The sequence below is a fragment of the Methylomonas sp. BW4-1 genome (genome assembly GCF_052474385.1).
Genome location: NZ_CP184125.1, coordinates 221295 through 237856, shown reverse-complemented (window position 1 = coordinate 237856; position 16562 = coordinate 221295). Strand labels below are relative to the sequence as shown.

General features: G+C 47.7%; 16 protein-coding genes and 1 pseudogene. 8 read left to right on the top strand and 9 right to left on the bottom strand.

Translation table 11 applies throughout. The features are described 5' to 3' along the window. The first annotated feature begins 5 nt into the window (after nucleotides 1–5). Nucleotides 6–308 (top strand): flagellar transcriptional regulator FlhD, encoded by a 303-nt coding sequence (locus ACH5Y9_RS01105; RefSeq protein WP_445368190.1) that lies wholly within the window; start codon nucleotides 6–8, stop codon nucleotides 306–308. Further along, the gene (locus ACH5Y9_RS01100; protein WP_445368189.1) at nucleotides 308–886 is read left to right on the top strand and encodes a FlhC family transcriptional regulator; all 579 of its coding nucleotides are present in this window, start codon (nucleotides 308–310) and stop codon (nucleotides 884–886) included. Before ACH5Y9_RS01105 ends, ACH5Y9_RS01100 begins: the two co-directional genes overlap by 1 nt. Nucleotides 887–1065: 179 nt before the next feature. Here ACH5Y9_RS01100 and ACH5Y9_RS01095 read toward each other — a convergent pair whose 3' ends face one another. From ACH5Y9_RS01095 to ACH5Y9_RS01070, 6 genes are all read right to left on the bottom strand, one after another. Then, nucleotides 1066–1458, bottom strand: coding sequence for a hypothetical protein (locus ACH5Y9_RS01095; RefSeq protein ID WP_445368188.1), 393 nt, complete (start codon nucleotides 1456–1458; stop codon nucleotides 1066–1068). A 31-nt stretch (nucleotides 1459–1489) separates the two neighbouring features. Then, nucleotides 1490–2923, bottom strand: coding sequence for a hypothetical protein (locus ACH5Y9_RS01090; RefSeq protein WP_445368187.1), 1434 nt, complete (start codon nucleotides 2921–2923; stop codon nucleotides 1490–1492). After that, nucleotides 2910–3890 carry a caspase family protein gene (locus ACH5Y9_RS01085; RefSeq protein WP_445368186.1) on the bottom strand — a complete coding sequence of 327 codons (981 nt, stop codon included), beginning with the start codon at nucleotides 3888–3890 and terminating at the stop codon, nucleotides 2910–2912. Before ACH5Y9_RS01085 ends, ACH5Y9_RS01090 begins: the two co-directional genes overlap by 14 nt. 6 nt (nucleotides 3891–3896) lie before the next feature. Beyond that, complete coding sequence (locus tag ACH5Y9_RS01080) at nucleotides 3897–5060, bottom strand: hypothetical protein (RefSeq protein WP_445368185.1); 1164 nt, start codon at nucleotides 5058–5060, stop codon at nucleotides 3897–3899. Continuing rightward, nucleotides 5026–5394, bottom strand: coding sequence for a hypothetical protein (locus ACH5Y9_RS01075; protein ID WP_445368184.1), 369 nt, complete (start codon nucleotides 5392–5394; stop codon nucleotides 5026–5028). Before ACH5Y9_RS01075 ends, ACH5Y9_RS01080 begins: the two co-directional genes overlap by 35 nt. A 152-nt stretch (nucleotides 5395–5546) precedes the next feature. Further along, nucleotides 5547–6116 (bottom strand): hypothetical protein, encoded by a 570-nt coding sequence (locus ACH5Y9_RS01070; RefSeq protein WP_445368183.1) that lies wholly within the window; start codon nucleotides 6114–6116, stop codon nucleotides 5547–5549. 980 nt (nucleotides 6117–7096) lie between these two features. Between ACH5Y9_RS01070 and ACH5Y9_RS01065 the strand changes: the two genes are divergently transcribed. The 6 genes and pseudogenes from ACH5Y9_RS01065 (at nucleotide 7097) to ACH5Y9_RS01040 (ending at nucleotide 10745) form a co-directional block, all read left to right on the top strand. Beyond that, nucleotides 7097–7441 (top strand): UPF0175 family protein, encoded by a 345-nt coding sequence (locus tag ACH5Y9_RS01065; protein WP_445368182.1) that lies wholly within the window; start codon nucleotides 7097–7099, stop codon nucleotides 7439–7441. Nucleotides 7442–7447: 6 nt separating this feature from the next. Next, nucleotides 7448–7936, top strand: coding sequence for a DUF3368 domain-containing protein (locus tag ACH5Y9_RS01060; protein WP_445368181.1), 489 nt, complete (start codon nucleotides 7448–7450; stop codon nucleotides 7934–7936). A 272-nt stretch (nucleotides 7937–8208) separates the two neighbouring features. Beyond that, nucleotides 8209–8355 (top strand): annotated as a pseudogene (locus tag ACH5Y9_RS01055) (type IV toxin-antitoxin system AbiEi family antitoxin domain-containing protein); the annotation flags it as partial. A gap of 39 nt (nucleotides 8356–8394) precedes the next feature. Further along, nucleotides 8395–8808: a type IV toxin-antitoxin system AbiEi family antitoxin domain-containing protein gene (locus tag ACH5Y9_RS01050; protein WP_445369932.1), complete on the top strand. Its 414-nt coding sequence runs from the start codon at nucleotides 8395–8397 to the stop codon at nucleotides 8806–8808. Continuing rightward, the gene (locus ACH5Y9_RS01045) at nucleotides 8805–9707 is read left to right on the top strand and encodes a nucleotidyl transferase AbiEii/AbiGii toxin family protein (protein WP_445368180.1); all 903 of its coding nucleotides are present in this window, start codon (nucleotides 8805–8807) and stop codon (nucleotides 9705–9707) included. Before ACH5Y9_RS01050 ends, ACH5Y9_RS01045 begins: the two co-directional genes overlap by 4 nt. A gap of 441 nt (nucleotides 9708–10148) precedes the next feature. Next, nucleotides 10149–10745 carry a hypothetical protein gene (locus ACH5Y9_RS01040; RefSeq protein WP_445368179.1) on the top strand — a complete coding sequence of 199 codons (597 nt, stop codon included), beginning with the start codon at nucleotides 10149–10151 and terminating at the stop codon, nucleotides 10743–10745. Here the strand turns inward: ACH5Y9_RS01040 and ACH5Y9_RS01035 are convergent. From ACH5Y9_RS01035 to traF, 3 genes are all read right to left on the bottom strand, one after another. Beyond that, entirely contained in the window at nucleotides 10742–13939 is a 3198-nt protein-coding gene (locus ACH5Y9_RS01035; RefSeq protein WP_445368178.1) for a conjugal transfer protein TraG N-terminal domain-containing protein, read from the bottom strand. The two genes, ACH5Y9_RS01040 and ACH5Y9_RS01035, sit on opposite strands and share 4 nt — an antisense overlap. Before the next feature lie 64 nt (nucleotides 13940–14003). Beyond that, the gene (locus ACH5Y9_RS01030) at nucleotides 14004–15455 is read right to left on the bottom strand and encodes a conjugal transfer protein TraH (RefSeq protein WP_445368177.1); all 1452 of its coding nucleotides are present in this window, start codon (nucleotides 15453–15455) and stop codon (nucleotides 14004–14006) included. Beyond that, complete coding sequence (gene traF / locus ACH5Y9_RS01025) at nucleotides 15452–16468, bottom strand: conjugal transfer protein TraF (protein WP_445368176.1); 1017 nt, start codon at nucleotides 16466–16468, stop codon at nucleotides 15452–15454. The genes ACH5Y9_RS01030 and traF overlap by 4 nt, the downstream gene beginning before the upstream one ends. Nucleotides 16469–16562 lie beyond the last annotated feature (94 nt).

Below are 16562 nucleotides of genomic sequence, written 5' to 3'. Positions count from 1 at the left end.
CACCCATGAATGAAAATCTCTATAACCTCAACTTGGATTATTTGTTGGTTGCCAAAGAGCTGATTGCCGCTGGTGAGGATCACAAGGCGGTGTTTTATCTGGGATTGCCGCCGGATGCCATTACGATACTGCGTCAAATGTCGATAAAACGGATCAGGGAGCTGGCGCGAAGTGACTGCTTGCGCTTTGTGCCCCGTATTAACACGAACCACTGGGCTGAATTCATGGCCACCCAGTCGGTTAACGCGGACTCTAGTGATCAACGAGCCAAAGCCCTTATGATGTTACTGGTTAATGAGAACCGCTAATGTCTCTGGGTTTTCGATACCAAGCGGATGTCAATGAGCAAATTCGTGCTTTAGAGCTAATCAAACGAAAATTACGCACATCCATCGTCATAAAAGTCTGTAACACATTGCGCATCCAGGATCTGCGCCATTTGTATTACACCATTCACCATGAGAAACCAGCACCAGGTCAACTTCCCGGCATCCAGACCATCACCGCAAACAGAGAATCCTATCGATACGTAGCCGTGTTCGTCTCGATTTATCGAAATGCCAGTCGATGTAACATCAGGACTGAGATGGATGTCGAGGCATTAATGTTTGCGTGGGATTACTTTTGTTTAACTTTTCCGGGTCACATCCGTGAGAGAAGACCTTATGGCAACATTCGCCCCGCCAATTTTGATGAAGCCTGGGCGATTGCTGAAAGTGTTCAAGCGGGCTTGATCGAATTAGCCTATTGTCACCGTTGCCATCATAATTTTTTGACTAACTATTACTCCCACCTCCAACCGATTTGCCAACTTTGCGCGATCAAAAAACGTCCAGGCCCGAAACCGAAGACTAGAACTGAGCAAAGCATTAACCAAGCTGTGTAAACGTCGCATATTCAAGAATTCTTTGAAAGCCATGCTTTAAATTAAAGAATGCTTTAATATTTTAGCGATAAATTAAAAAGAATTTACATATCATGCGCAGTACTGGCAATTACATCACTTCTACGACCTTGATCGAGGCGAAGCGGGTTTTAAACCGTCTAACAATCCCTCTTTGGTTGTCAAAATACCCACTTTCGAACATCTTCGGCAGAGAATATACCGATCGCTAGAAAAAATAGGCTAAGCCAAAAACTGGCGTGCTCAATTGCTACCCATGTTTCCCCAAGAAAGGGTTTAATTCCATACGCACCCTGTAAAGTGGATCTAAAATCAGAGTACGTCTTGCTTTCAATGGTTGAAGTTGCAATGATGCCACCTGCCATACCAGCTCCGACCATAAATAACAAGGCCAGTATAATCGCCCAAGGAAATCCGATCATACTCCTTAAAAAGATCTGCTCAGGTTTGCCGGCTGCCGAAATAAACGCACCTAAACCTCCGGCAAATGAGAGATAAATTCCAATATGGAATTTAGTGTAATCATAGAGACGTTCAAGCTGCTTGTCGTCCATATTATCTCCGTTGGATAAAATATTGAATAAGCTATTTGCTTTTTGAATGTATATTGTGCATCTGTGCGATTGATGTTTCTACGCTAGATTCCGGAACTCCAAGAACTTGTGCTAAATCTTGAAAAGATTGATATTGACTTAAAGGAGTGTCGATTATTTGCTGAGCTAAAGAATTTGATATAGTTTTACCGCTACTCTTAAAATACTTCCGGACATTTAAGAGGCTCTCTATTTCCATTGATTCAATATTTTCCAAATTCGCTGGCAGCATTTGATTAGTTCTCCAAATCAACCAAGGTCTTTCAATGGTTAATGCTCCAGAAATACGAGAAGCATAGGAACCCTTGGGTACTAATCGACCATTTTCAGCAGTAGCCATAATGTTCCAGCTTTGAACAAGCATGGGCGGAATACTATAGTCAATACCGCTTAATTCAAGGCCATAGGCTAATCCTAATATACCTATGTCTGGGCAGCCGGGGATTAAATTATTAAGATTATTTATAGCCAACATCATCGTTTGACGCATTTGTATAATTTCGTCGCTGTCTTCGCCTTCAGGGACCGATGAAATTTTATTCTTAATTTGGATATGTAGCATATGGGCCGCGAAGAGACCTAACATGGGGTGTTCCGTCTTAACACTTAGGGCTTGCAGAATAAAGTCATTACTCAGTTGTAGTAATCGATCCTCTCTGTGTGCTGCGAGGATGATTTCTGTGAGTTCTGATCTTCTTTCGTTATCAGGGGATGGACTATCATTGGCCACCATGTGGATCGTAGCGCTACCCAAATGTGGAGTACGACGGCGTTTTTTCCAGGATGATGCAAATTTGCGGGTCAGATAGACTCGCGTCTTAAATCGCGAACTAACCCAAATAATCATTTCGTAAGTACCTATCTCAGGAGTTGAGACCCTGAGTAAGTAAGCCCCTGGTTCAGCAGAGCCACCTAAACCAAGTACAGGAGCATTGGTAAGTGTTACCCATCCTGGCTTACAAGAGCGGTCAATGCGAGTTTGGACAAAGATTTCACCTGTCAAAGACCGAATACTGACCTGATCGGATGGCGTAATTTCGTGCTCAGGGTCGCGTATAATTACCGCCAAATTATGAGGTGCAATAAATTGTTGTGCGGCTTCCAGTTCCTGGTTTGACCAATTATCTTCAGATGGGAGCGACGAATCAGGAACTGGAATACTTTCAGGAGAAATTTCAAGATCCCCAGAAAGGTTAACCCATTGCTCGGTAATTGCATTTCCAGCTCGGAATTTCACCTGATAAGTACCTTCAGGTAACTCCTCCACTAGGCTATCTTGACCCTGGGCAACTAAATCCAAGGCACCGTTAATTACAAATGCCTCCATTAGCGGGTTTCCAGTTTCAATTTTTAATTGGTGACGTGGTTTATTAACGGAAGTAGAGTTAAAAAGACGAGTTACTGATTTATCATCAGATATTGACATTTTTAGTCTCCCAAATAGCGGCAAAATTTGAGTCTATTCCTAAAGGGGTTGTAAGTGTGTATTTCCCTATGGGTACCTCGAACACCTGCTCACCTTTACCCAAGTCAATCTGGACAGTTTGATTGTCTTCATGGAATTTTAACGTTGCCAATCCAGTGGTTTCACTTTTGGGTGAAATATGGAGAAGAGTAGCAACTTCCCCTGCATTGCACATCACAAAATCATCTTCAATTATTTCGGGTTTAAATTCTTCACCCAACTCTTCAATCACGGCGCTTTTTATGAAGTTTTTTAACTTAACTCCCGTGACAATGCCATTCGCATCTCTTGCAGCGCCTGTCACTCCTCGAAGAAACGCGTAACTCATTACACCCCGTAACAGGCCATTACCAAAGTCTTTTTCTTTTGATTTTTGCCCCGCCTTTGAGCCATAAGCCTGAAACACTTTAACTTGAGGACTGTTGGGGTGGCTGTCCATTCGCCGAGTCCAACCGGGTTCGGGAGCAAAATCAATCACATCACGGCACGCATCACAAATAATCACAACTTCCTTGAAATAAGCTGACATTTCAAGATATGTTTTGACAGGCATTATCGGAATGACATCCCAATACGTTTTTGAAGTCTTTGGAAAGATTGCAGTCTGCTGTGCTGTTGCTGCATTGTAGCCATGACCAGCAAATATCACATAGACTCTTGGACCTAACGGAAAATTCTGATCACCTTTACTGTTAGCCTCATCGTCCAACATATCAAGCCAATCATGTACTTGCTGAGCTATTGGTACGTAAGGAGGAGACGTGTCTTGAGAAAGTAGGCAGGTGATATTAGTATCTGGCAAACCTTGAGAGTTGGCAAGCCAATCAACCATACTCATTGCGTCTGCGGTGGCCCCTTTAAGAGAACGATACTCCTTGTATTTGTCAACTCCAATCACCAGCGCAGTTGGAAAAGCTGTGTCTAACATCGGAATTTACCAACCGGTTTTAAGTATATTTCCAACACTCACCATCGTTGTATTTTGAACACTGCCTGTTCCAAATCCTCCATGGCTCAACGAATTTGTGCAACGTTTTATATCTATAACCTGATTTACAGACCAATAAGTGCGATCATTATCAGCAGAGCAGAAATTCCTAGCTGAAGCGACAGATTCATGCCCGGCATTCCAACAATTCGGCTGTTGAAAACGCTGCAAACCTAACACGTCAGCATCTACTTCATTACCTTCTAGTAAGCCTGAAATGAAATAGAGAAGTGATCGTGGATAGAACCAAGTCAGATCACCTACTATTGGTAAATCGCGAATCAATGTATCTTTGCACTCATTTTCGTCGGACATTGAATACATTCTGAAATTAGAGATATGGCTTTGATTTTGCACTATACCTTCTGCAAAAAGCTTAGTACGAACAGCTGGTGCGAGGAATATAATTTCAACCGGTCTTAGGTTTGCCCCGATACTTTTCATCAATTCACTAATAAAAATTGCTCCTGCACTGTGACCTACCAGCAGAACCCTTTGCGTATTAGGCACTTTGGCAATTTCATTTATAATCGCGGTTCCCGCCCAGTCATCGCCATTATTGAAAGCAGAAAGGGCATCATTTTTCATGTCACTCCAGATCGTTGTTCCAATTGAACCTATATAGAAGGCACGCAAAACTTCCTCAACAACTGTTGCATGGAGACCGTGATCCTTGCCTTCCATAAACCTTTGCAATACTTTTTTTATAATACCTAACACTTTTATAGCTGAACCGAACCCAATCGAGCGGGTGTTAGCATCACTGGCTAACTGGGTTAACACAGCCCTATCTGCAATACTTGCCTTTGGTGCTTGCGCATCAAAACCATCAAGATCGCGAGTATCGGTCGAAACGGTTAAACCAGCGCCGGCTAGAATTGCATCGATTTCCACCTTTAGTTCTGTATCCTTCGCTAAGCTATTGCGAATTCCTTTTTCTTCAATTGCAGTTAGTCTGAGATCTGAGTCTTTTAATCCTTTTAAATTAAGATTATGCAAAAATGATGCTGCAAAGTCGCCATCATTCTTTCCTGACTCCCTCATAATTTCAATGGTAACAGGAGGCAATGTGCGCTCAGGTACTCCAGTCTCGACCACCTTCAAGGACATTTAGAATCTGGCCGTGGACCCAACCTGAGACGCGGTCTATTAACATGCGGAAAAGTTGTTCACTGGCAATCTTTATCCATACATCACCTAGAGTTTCTAGGAAACCCGTTCGCCAGATGGGGAAAACCGGATAAGCATCGTAAATTTCATAGAAAGCCTTGTTGGAGATTGCCGCGTCAATGGCACTGCTTCGACCAACAAGTCCCCCATGAAAATGCAACACAATTGGCTTTTCACTCTTGATTGCGTTATTAAAAATATCAGCAAGCTCTTGGCGACTACTAACTAGTCGTCCATCGTCAATATCAATCATGCAGCTTGAATCAAAATCCATCTCTTGACCTCATAGGGTTTAGTAAAAAGTCTTATTATCTCTGTTTTTAAAAGTGACCATCGCTCTAGTTATGCAAAATTTGGACTGATTCCCCAATATGAAATAGTATTTCAACAAATCATTTAACCGCCTGTTCTCGAAAATATATATAGTTAACCCGACGATGGCACTCGCATATAGACGAATATCGAAAACATTATCAAACCGCATGAAAACAAAATGTATTGAAGTCCAGTCATCGGACCAACTTCCGGCCAACGTTGCATTTTGAACAAACTCATATGAAATACATCATTTTCGACAGAATCTATTTCTTTTGTTCGAATCATGAGAGAAGGAATTGCGCCTAATAGCCAGGTCGCAACCAAAATTGATGCACCAAAGAAGATTAGAGCAAATACTCCCGACGTATACAACCATGAAGAGAGTGCCTGTGGAGAGTTAGCTGCTAAGTTAGCTATGGATTCATTTACGCTGCTCACAACTCCTTGCTTCGGGCTAGTTGCAACCTTTTCAAAAAGAAATCCCATTACGCCAATTGATCCTGTTTGTAAGCCAATGAGGAAGGTGCCCCATTTTTGGAGTTCTAGAAGTGCCAGTTCCGCTTGCTTCTGTGAAGTGACCAAGGCGACGCCCTCGGCTTTCTTAAATAAAGCATACAGAATTGAACCAACGACTACCAAAATGAGCACGCTTAATCGAAATATATTATGTGTAGACATTAGTGCAATCCAAATGGGATTAAACAACCACTAAGGCTTGCCAGACGTTTATATATTTAAAGTATAAAGTCTGGTGGCCTCTCGCTAAAGAAAAAGTTTGCGACTTTCCGCAATATGTAACCATGTGTTTATGGCGTTTATAATGACCCTATTTTATTTTAACTGTAGTGGGTTGTGTAGCTCTAACTGACCTACTAAATTTTTGAAGATAAGGTCAGAAATTGGTAAATTTGATTCTACAGCAAAATGTAAAGCAATAACTTTCAGACAGCTCATATTGAATGCAAGCCAATCATATTGACTTCCGTATCCGTTACTAATGAGATGAAACCGTACTCACCAATCGACATTTTTTCACGATGAACTGAACCCCCCAGCATCTTTGACTCGTGCCTCTTCAACAGCGCAATCAGCACAGTGAAAATAGATGATGGTGGAATTACCGCCTGAAGGACAACCCTCCAGTTTTACCAATGCGCCAGTTGTCCCATAGGTGGTTTGATCGCATGGAAAAGCTAGAAGCTCAATACCAGCAAATGGTGGTGATATTTCTCGCAGTTCAAATTGAAATACTCGCTCCGTAAGCTTTGTATCTGCAGGGAAAGCAGATGAATTGATGGGGGCATTTCCTCTCCTAGAATTATATGGTTTACCAATAACTAGTTGACTGCGTCTAGCGTACAGAGAACTATATCCCACCAAATGACCACGTCAACCTTACAAACGTACCAGTACAAATGTACTGGTTTGGGGCAACGCCACAAAAATCGTGAAGTGGGCAAACGCTCATTTGCACGAAATAATCCCCTAATGGTCGATTTTCACAGTTATAGAAAACTGTTGACAACCATTTGAATGATGAGATTAGTGTTGGTCGCATAAGAGGGCATTATCCAGGCAGTCCTTCGGATAACTTTATGCACCCATCTCAATTCAGAGGGATATAATCCACCCATTCAATCTTCCTATGTAGCCTGGCTATGAAAACAGTGAATGTCAGCGGTCTAAAGAACAACCCCAGCGAAGCACTACGCATGGCTCACGAGGACATGGTCCTGGTTATGAATCGAAACGAACCAGACGCGGTGATGGTCGGCCTCAAATCCGCCAAAATCATTGGTATGCCGGGTGTGCGCAAAGCCTTGGCGACAGCCTTATTCAAAGACGGAAATTTATCCCTTGCCCGCTCCGCAAAACTGGCCGATATGCCATTGGCAAACTTTATTGCGCACGTCTCGCGCCAGGGTATTTCCGTCATCGAGCAAACGACAGATGAAGTCGAGGACGATTTGGATACCCTGGACCAGTGGCTCAACCAAGCCTGATCGCGGATGGCCAAAAAAGTAATTGTCGATGCCAGTCCATTGAACGGTTTGGCGTTGGTGGAGGGGTTAATCTGGCTGCCCCAGTTATTTGGCCAGGTTTTCGTACCCGAATCGGTGAAACAAGAAGTGTTACCCGGCAAATCAGCGCCAGGTGAACAAGCGCTGGCTCAGGCATTCGATTCAGGTTGGCTAACGGTATGGCATGAATCCATCACACCTTGTTTAGACATTGATCTGGACGCTGGTGAAACGGATTGCATCAACATCGCGTTATCGTCACCCGAACACTATTTGCTGATCATGGACGAACGTGCCGGCCGGGCTGTGGCCAAAGAATATCAACTACAGGTCGTCGGTACAGTCGCTGTCATTGGCCTAGCCAAAAAACGAGGCTTGATTTCGTCGGCTCGAGCAGCTTTTGAAGTCTTGCACCGTTCAGATTTTCGAATTTCGGCTACGGTAATCAACAAAATTCTGGCGAGTGTCGGCGAGTAATCCAGTCATTATGCAGGCCATTTTTCTTTGCCCAAAAAAAAGCGAATACCCATTAAAGTAAGATTCAATCCGCTGAATCTCGATGCCTCTCGACTCGCTTTATTTTGGATAATTGCACATTGCTCAATAATGTCAGAAAAACATAGTCATAGCGGTTCCGCTAATATCGCTCAACTTAAATACTAGGTTTCGCGTTTCGTTCGGCACCTTAAATGTTTCAATAAAACGGTATTTATTGACATTTACCTAGATTATGCAACACCATAATCACCATGGATACTACTGCTGACAGACTAATCGAATTAGCACGATTGCGCGGATTAATCCGCCCGTGTGATCTCATGCCATTAGACATACCCCGCGTATCCTTGACCCGGGCTGTTCGTCGGGGACAGCTTGAACGCGTCGGACGAGGGCTATACGGATTGCCGGGGCGTGAGATTTCAGCTCACGGATCGATGGCGGAAGTGGCGCTAAGGGTACCCAAGGGCATCATCTGTCTGCTATCAGCGCTACGTTTTCATGGAATAACAACCCAAGCGCCTTTCGAAGTGTGGCTGGCCATCGAAAATAAAGCCATCGCCCCCAAGCTTGACTATCCACCGCTTCGCATTGTCCGTTTCTCGGGCGCCGCGCTGACTGAAGGTGTTGAAGAGCACATCGTGGATGGCGTAACCATTCGTATTACCGGTGTTGCTAAGACCGTCGCCGATTGCTTCAAGTACCGCAACAAAATCGGGCTTGATGTCGCCCTGGAAGCGCTACGCGATGCCTGGCACGAGAAGCGCATGACCAGCGACGAAATTTGGCGCTATGCCAAGGTATGCCGCGTCGCCAATGTGATGCGCCCCTATCTGGATAGTCTGGCATGAGCATTCGAAACATGGGGGCATCGATTCGGGATCGTCTGCTCAACAAAGCCCGGGCAGAAAAACTGGATTACAACCTGTTACTGACTCGGTACACATTGGAGCGCCTGCTCTATCGCCTGAGTCTCTCAGAACAGCGCGACCAATTTCTGCTTAAAGGGGCTCTGCTGTTCGACTTGTGGTTCGATGTACCGCACCGACCCACTCACGACGCCGATTTTTTGGGTTTCGGAACTGCAGAAATTCCTCATCTGGAAAAGGTATTCCAGGACATTTGCAGGATTGATGCTGAGGACGGCATTGCGTTCCAGCCCGATTCCGTCAAGGCTGCCGAAATTCGGAAAGAAGCAAATTATGCCGGTGTTCGAGTGACGCTGATGGGTTTACTCGATAGCGCTCGTTGTCCGGTACAGATCGACGTTGGTTTCGGTGATTCGGTGGTACCGGGTCCTGAGGATGTCTTTTACCCGGTTATTTTGCCGGGTATGGATGCACCAAAAATACGCGCCTATCCCCGCTACACGGTCGTTGCTGAAAAGCTGGAAGCACTGACGTCACTGGGTATGTTGAATAGCCGGATGAAGGATTTTTTCGATCTCTGGGTATTGGCAAATCACTCTAACTTCGAAGGTGCGTTGCTAGTCATAGCTGTTACAGCAACCTTCGAACGACGGCGAACGGCTATTCCCCAGGGAGTGCCTATTGGCTTAAGTGACGAGTTCTTCACCGATTCACAGAAAGAAAAACAATGGCAGGGCTTTCTAAGAAAAAATGCGTTAGCCCGGCTGTCACTGGAGAAAGTAATCAGCGATTTGCGTGAATTTCTCTTACCTGTGTTGGCAACAATCTCTACGGATGGTCGTCTCGATAGGACTTGGCATGCTAAAAATGGATGGCAGTAGCTGATATTTTTCGAATTCTTTGAATTCCGCCGTATTTCGAGCGCTTCAGCTTGGTCTGCACGACTGGGTAAAAACCACGACTCAGCCTGCACTATTTCGCTTCGCTAACGGCAAGGGCCATCCAACGGGGTAATGACGCTCGCACACCCTGCAAGGCTTCCCTCAGGTAACGCTTGGGCTGTAGATAAAATATTCTCAGCAAAATGACTCATAGCAATACTTCAAATGTCAGAAATCTAAATTCGTTGCTGACAAATTGCAAATGAAGCAAGCCGGTTTCTGCGCTAAAAGACAAAATAAATGAGCCCTCGGTCTGAGTCAGACTGAGGGTGTAAACATATCAACTTTAACGTATAAAAATCCAATAATTTCAATATTATGACTTGGAAATCCAGCAATATCCACGTACGATAATCGCACCAAGATATTCGGGAGTTATTGATGTCATCCTCTCTATCAAACCGATTTAAAGCCAGCACCGCTATTCAGCAATCCGGATCCGTCCAAACAATGTTTACCGGACATCACGCCACTGTAAATTGCCATGAATGTAACCGAGCAATGGTGCCGAGGGTCGTCATTTACTATGGTCAGCCACTGAAATCGATTTGCCCGTTTTGTGGCGCTACGTTCACCAAATTCCAAAGCGGATTTGAGCGATTCATAAATCGATTACATACTCCAATGCCTTCACTAGCCATTCTGAGGCAATTATTGATCATGGCTGTTTGCTGCCTGTTGCTGTTTGTCATGAGCGATTTAAACATCGTGTCCGGCCAGATTGGCCTCGTAGCTTTCTATGGCGCTGTGGTTTTTGGCGTCACATTTCTTGCCGAATTACTTTTCCAAGGCATAGAACAATTAGCGTCAAAGCTATCTCACGAGAGCAACTACTATTGGTTAACGCTAATTACGATCGGTATGTTGCTCGCTATAACTCACAGTGAGTTGGCAGGCTACATAGGCGCGTTTTTCATGATAATTCTGCTTCGAGGTCTGGTGGTGGGACTAATTTGCTTCCAGCGTTCTTCCCACTAATAATTGACTCGACCCAACGCACGATTGTAGTTACCGATTTGGTTGACTAAATCCATTCGATTCTGGCCCGCAGCGCTTAGGAGCAGTTTAGCGATATTGTTCCCTTCGACACTTCCATCCTCGTCAATCATCTGCTGCTTAAGCTTATCGAGAACGCCAATCTGTGTGCCACCCACATCAATCCCAGCGAATGCTTCAAATAGGGCGGCACGATAATAGGCTTGTTGATTAGGCGTTAATCTGTCAGCTACCTCGTTGACCCGATGATCCGCCCAAGCTCGGGTTGCCTCCATAAACCCAGGGTATGACTGAGAAGCAGCAAATTTAACCGACTCCCACATATCAGAGCCTTTTGAACGAGCCACCTCATAGCCTTCGTTGAATTGTTTGACGTATTGGCTACCCGCTGAACCGCTAGCCTCAATGTTCTTCGCCGTATTGTAAAGACTCCCCCCCAGAAAATTATAGGAAGCCTCTGCAGCAGAAGGCGTGTCATTGGCAGCTGCAGCAATCGATTGCCTAAAATGCTCGGCTTTAACATTCGCCAATTGCCCAAAACCTTCTTTTGAGTTTTGTTCACGCTCAGCCAGGTTACGATCGTATTGTGCTTCAACACGGGCTTCGCCGCCGGCAATTTTTCCCGTCGCTGAACCAATCTGTGCCTGAGCACGCTGATTTAGCGATTCGGTTTCAGCGCGTGGGTCTTTCAGCTGTGCTTGTTCTACGGTCGTCTGAACCTTGCCAGTTTCCGGTGCATTGGTTTTCAGCGATTCGTTCTGGCTGGCATCCCAGCTTTGATCGGCATGTGGTGCATTAAACGCATCGCCCAGCAGTTGATAACCCGAGATGTGTGCCTGGTGCGATTTTTGGTCATCCAGTGTGCGGTAACTGGGTGATGAGAATCCTGTCAATAACGACATCCCGGCGGCAGCATAGGCTTGATCGGCATCGCTGATCCAGCCGGCGGCTTTCCATTGCGAGGCCAGCCGTTGCGTATCGCCGCGCAAGCCGTATTGATCCAATGTCCGATCCAGGCGTTCCATCAAGCCGGGATCATGCGCGATTTTGTATCCCGTTTCCGCAGCGCCGAAGATCGCCTGCGTCCCGAAGCGTTGTTGGGCCAATAGGGTTTGTTGATAGGATTCGCTGGCGGATACCGCATCGGTTGCAATGTTTTGCAACGAGGACAACGATTGATTTTGTAGCCCCATTGAAGCGACGTTTCGAGTTCCAGTTTGCGCATCCAGCGCCAGGCTTTTCGCCAACCCGGCCTGATAGCCCTGACTGTCGTTGACGGTCTGACTGATGTCGGCGGCAATGGCATCAGATTTGTCCTGACCCACTTTAAAGTCATTCTGGAGCCGCCCCGAAATCGCCGCACTCAATTTATCGTTTGAGGTCTTGCCGCCGGCATTTGCACTACCGGCCACTAGTGCCGAAAAGTGATCCGCAGAAATACCAGTATCAGCATGCTTCTTGGCAAAAGCTTCGCCAAATTGACGATTATAGGCATCGGTATAGCTGGAACTGCTGGCAATCTGATTGCCCAATGAACGGCTGTCGAAGGCATCACTGGCGATACTGGCCGACTTCGACGCCGTCGACGACACGCTGTGCATGAAGCTATTGGTGGCTTGTTCGGAAGCACTGTACGCCGACGATACGGCAGCACTCATATCCTTGCCGGCTGTGAATGTCGGCAGCACCTTGTCGACGCCGGTTTGGGTGACCGCAGACAACGGACTGTATTGATGTTGCGATTGGGCATTCAATACCGGCGCCGGGCTGATCACATCGGGTGTGGCGATTTTCTCGTTCACATAATCGCCGCCGTCCATCCGTCCCAGGAAATGCGTCGCAGTCACGGCCCCACGGTAGATCAGCATCAAGGTAATGGCCGGCGTCGACGCCGCCAGCATGCCGCCGATCGACAGCCATTGCTGCAACTCCATGTCCAGCTGGTAAATGCCCATCATCGACGGCAGATTGTAGGTGGCCGTGGTCAATGCCGCCATTTTACCGGCGGCCGACATCTGGATGAATAGATTGATCACTGCCAGTATCGGCATCCACAATTGGATCCACAGCAGCATAGAGAAGTAGCCGATATTCATCCGGATGCCGACATTGCCCAGCATCACCACGAAAGCCATAATCGGGGCGATGGCATAACTCAAACCTTCGATAAACGCCATCATCGGACGCACGATCTTGGCAAACAGGGTTTGTTCGGCCGCCCATTGGGTATTGCGTTGCTGAATGGCTTGTTCGACCATCGCCGCTTTGTTCCAATGCAAACCGTCTTCATGCCGGCCGATGACGCCTTTCTCGAACATGGGCATGATCGCCGACATCAGCATGTAATCGGCGGCATCGACTACGCCGGGGCCGGCCAGCGCATCGAAGGCATCCTGTATTTTCGGCACCGTATCGGCCGCCGCCGGTACACCCAAGGTCGGTTGCAACAACCCTTCTAGCGCTGTCGCGAAATTACCGTTGGCCACTACGCTCAAATCCGCCCAGGCATCCGTGCAGGTTTTGGTTTGCGGTTGGCCACCGACATAGATTTGAGTCATGTAAATGTCGGAATCAAATCTGATCGCATTCAACGGATCAGCATCGCGCAAGATGGCATCCACCGATTTCAGGTTCAGATCGACACCGGTCAAGGTACATTCGCGCACGTAGTTGGCAAACGAGGTTTCCATATCGCTACCGGCATTCGGTACATTGGCTGCCCCCAGATTAACCCGCGACAACAAATTCTTCCGCACCGCCGTCAAGGTCTGCAAACTGTCGGCAAAGCCATTGCCGGTCATCGACGGTGTGCCAAAGCCTTGTTCGAACAGCCGTGTCGTGCGATAACCCATGTTCGACATCACACTACCTACGACAGCCGGACCCAACGGCACATTGTCGACTACCACTACGCTGCCGGTATAGGCATCCTCGATCGACACCCGCACCGACGGCGCATACAGCATCAACCACAACACGTAGGCCAGCAATAAATCCTGATAGCGAATGCCGCGACCATCCCATTGCAACAAAGCCCTGAGCATAACGATGATGACGCCGATCAGGCCGCCGACGGCCGCCGCGGTACGGTAATCGCCGGTACCTGAAATCATCGCGATGGCATTCAGTACAGCTTGCAAATAGGCGGAATCGCCCACGGAGAAGATTTCAAACATGGGCAACCTGCCTTTTATAAAACGAGGAAGAAATACATAGCGGGGAGACGCAAGGAATGAGCGTTTAAGGACTTGGCCAAGCCACCCCGGAAGCCGGCAATTGCGCCACGGTGCCGTAGTGTTTAGGCTTCACGGTGGTCATCAACTGTTGGTAAAACGCCATCAGGGTTTGAGGATTGCCATAACGGCCGGCGATGGTGACGTATTCGTCCTGGATTTGCTCCCTGGCATCCTTCAAGGCATCCATCAGCAATTTGGCGTAGGCATGGTCATTCATGTGCGCGGCGGTTTGCACGGCAGTGAGCAAATCGTTGACGATCAGTTGTGCCAGTTCCAGGGCAATCACCGGCGCCGCTTCTTCGGCCCACAGTTTGGCAATGCCGGCATCTTCCCTCGCCAGGTTATGGATCATGCCGCCAATGGCATCCGGCACGGTTTGCATGAAGGCTTTTTCGCTGTCGGTGATTTGGCCGCTGTTGGTCGAGAATTTGTAGATTAGTCCGTTGCCGGTATTGGCCGAACCCAACAGGATCTCCATCACCCGTTGTTTCAAGCCGACCAGATTGACGTTTTGGACAATGGGTTTCAGACACTGATCGGCATCGTGGCCATCCGAACAGGTATACAGCCTGACGGTTTGATAGCTGTTACCCGCGTCGTTGCCGTACATCAAATCCTTGATCCGCAACACCGGCGGCGGCGCGCTGATGGCATTATTCTCGCCCTTGCCGTCGGGGGCCGCTTGTGGGGCGTCGACGATCACTGTGCCGGATATACTCATCGCCGCTTCCAGCAAACTGTTGCCGCCGAACCTAAACCAGCCACCGGCATTTTGATTGACCAAGGCCCGCCAGACCAGATTGCCTTGGATGATCTTGGTCATATCGGTCGGGTCGTTCTGCTTGATCTGCTGTACCGGATCACCCAAGGTACTGGTATTGGTCCAACTGGAAAACACATCGCTGATGCCTTGGGTAAACGAGGCATTGGACAGATTGGTTTTGCTTTGCAGGTCGAAGGCTTTGACCGTGTCGTTAACCAGGCCTTGCGCCAAACGGCAGGAGTTGCTGAACATCTGGTTCATCTCCTGAATTTTCTTTTGCAGATCGGTCATCACCGACGCACACCAAGGGCACATGGCGCCAACAGCGAGTTGGAATGCATAACCTGAGGCATTGGCGGCCACGTTGCGCAGCAATTGCACGAACTGGTTGAAGTTGATGAAACTGAAACTGCCGGCAAACAAATCGATGCCGCCACAGCCGGCACTGAACGAGGGCGGCACGAACGACACCAGGTTGGTGTTGGTAATGCCATTGCGCGCCACCAAACTGCCGCCGGTAATCACGCCACGGCGCTGTCCTAAATGCGCAGTCGGCGCCGTGAAGTTGGTCATGGTGCCGAACATGCTGTCCATTTCTTGTTGCAGATCGGCATAAGCTGGCGTGGCACTCTCGACCAACAGGATCAAGACCACCACCTGGCGATACCGCAGAGACAATGAAATCGACTTCATGGTGTGCTCCTCATTTGCGCACTGCGTTGCAATGCCTGGATCAGTGACAGTGGATCTTGAGTGACCGAGGGGATGATGCTACCGGCGGCCGGTAACAACATCGGTGTATTACGAACACCCTGAGTAGTTTGGTATTCCGAAGCATCGATCCAACCTGCTTCCTTGGCGGCCAGCAGAATCCGTCCGGTAACTTCCTCTAACGACAAGGCGCCTTGCGCCAACGGCACAATCTGCTTGGGTGGTTTTATCAGAAACAGCGCTGGTGTCTGTTCAACGCCCAACATCGCCGCCTGACCGTTATCACGTTTGAACTGACTGAAAAAGCCATTCGGCATCGGCAAACCATCGAGCGACACGGGATAAATCTTGAATCCATAAGCGTTTTCAAGCATCGCCAGAATCGGTGCCTGCACATGGCAATACGGGCAATCGGAGCGGAAGAAAAACAAAATGCCGGCTTGCGCAGCAATCGCTTTCAAGGCGCGTTCGGCCACCACGCCGGCCTGATGATTGGCTTCATTGGCGGCATAGGTTGCCACTGGCCGACGCACGGTTTCATCGAGTTGCGGATCGGACATCACCACGTAACGGGCAGCATTGGTAAAACGCTCGGCTTTGTCCATCATCACCCGCTGCAGGTAATAAAACGCGGCCACATTCTCGGGACTGGGATCGTCGATCGCCTGGTTCAGGTAATGCTCCAGGTTTTGCTTCAACCAGGCGGATGAGAGGGGTTGAGGTTCTACAGCAGTCTGGGCTTGAGCTTTGTGATCAACTTCAGCCTCAACGACGCTGGGTTGTTTACTGTCAGGCTTGGGCTTTTCCTGATCGACTTGGGTTTCGGGTTGTGCTCTTTTTTTAACCGGCTCCGGCAACACCTCATACCAAAACCAGCCACGTTGTTTGTCTTCGAAATAGGGAACGGACGGCGATAGAACGACAGCATCTCCTTGAGCAGTCACGAATGGCGGCCAGTAAGTCAGCAACAGCAAGAGGCGGTGGATTTTGATCATGCCCTATTGTCCACCCAAGAAAATGGCAATCATCGTGCAATAAATTGCGAATTCGCAAAAAGATGCACGATACCGCCGATTTTTTTGCCCATAC

What these genes read in the sequence shown, in the direction of transcription:
- ACH5Y9_RS01065 (WP_445368182.1), top strand. Translation starts at nt 7,097, where the DNA reads ATGAAAACAGTGAATGTCAGCGGTCTAAAGAACAACCCCAGCGAAGCA.
- ACH5Y9_RS01080 (WP_445368185.1), bottom strand. Translation starts at nt 5,060, where the DNA reads ATGTCCTTGAAGGTGGTCGAGACTGGAGTACCTGAGCGCACATTGCCT.
- ACH5Y9_RS01040 (WP_445368179.1), top strand. Translation starts at nt 10,149, where the DNA reads ATGTCATCCTCTCTATCAAACCGATTTAAAGCCAGCACCGCTATTCAG.
- traF (WP_445368176.1), bottom strand. Translation starts at nt 16,468, where the DNA reads ATGATCAAAATCCACCGCCTCTTGCTGTTGCTGACTTACTGGCCGCCA.
- ACH5Y9_RS01105 (WP_445368190.1), top strand. Translation starts at nt 6, where the DNA reads ATGAATGAAAATCTCTATAACCTCAACTTGGATTATTTGTTGGTTGCC.
- ACH5Y9_RS01095 (WP_445368188.1), bottom strand. Translation starts at nt 1,458, where the DNA reads ATGGACGACAAGCAGCTTGAACGTCTCTATGATTACACTAAATTCCAT.
- ACH5Y9_RS01070 (WP_445368183.1), bottom strand. Translation starts at nt 6,116, where the DNA reads ATGTCTACACATAATATATTTCGATTAAGCGTGCTCATTTTGGTAGTC.
- ACH5Y9_RS01090 (WP_445368187.1), bottom strand. Translation starts at nt 2,923, where the DNA reads ATGTCAATATCTGATGATAAATCAGTAACTCGTCTTTTTAACTCTACT.
- ACH5Y9_RS01100 (WP_445368189.1), top strand. Translation starts at nt 308, where the DNA reads ATGTCTCTGGGTTTTCGATACCAAGCGGATGTCAATGAGCAAATTCGT.
- ACH5Y9_RS01045 (WP_445368180.1), top strand. Translation starts at nt 8,805, where the DNA reads ATGAGCATTCGAAACATGGGGGCATCGATTCGGGATCGTCTGCTCAAC.
- ACH5Y9_RS01035 (WP_445368178.1), bottom strand. Translation starts at nt 13,939, where the DNA reads ATGTTTGAAATCTTCTCCGTGGGCGATTCCGCCTATTTGCAAGCTGTA.
- ACH5Y9_RS01085 (WP_445368186.1), bottom strand. Translation starts at nt 3,890, where the DNA reads ATGTTAGACACAGCTTTTCCAACTGCGCTGGTGATTGGAGTTGACAAA.
- ACH5Y9_RS01060 (WP_445368181.1), top strand. Translation starts at nt 7,448, where the DNA reads ATGGCCAAAAAAGTAATTGTCGATGCCAGTCCATTGAACGGTTTGGCG.
- ACH5Y9_RS01030 (WP_445368177.1), bottom strand. Translation starts at nt 15,455, where the DNA reads ATGAAGTCGATTTCATTGTCTCTGCGGTATCGCCAGGTGGTGGTCTTG.
- ACH5Y9_RS01050 (WP_445369932.1), top strand. Translation starts at nt 8,395, where the DNA reads ATGGCGGAAGTGGCGCTAAGGGTACCCAAGGGCATCATCTGTCTGCTA.
- ACH5Y9_RS01075 (WP_445368184.1), bottom strand. Translation starts at nt 5,394, where the DNA reads ATGGATTTTGATTCAAGCTGCATGATTGATATTGACGATGGACGACTA.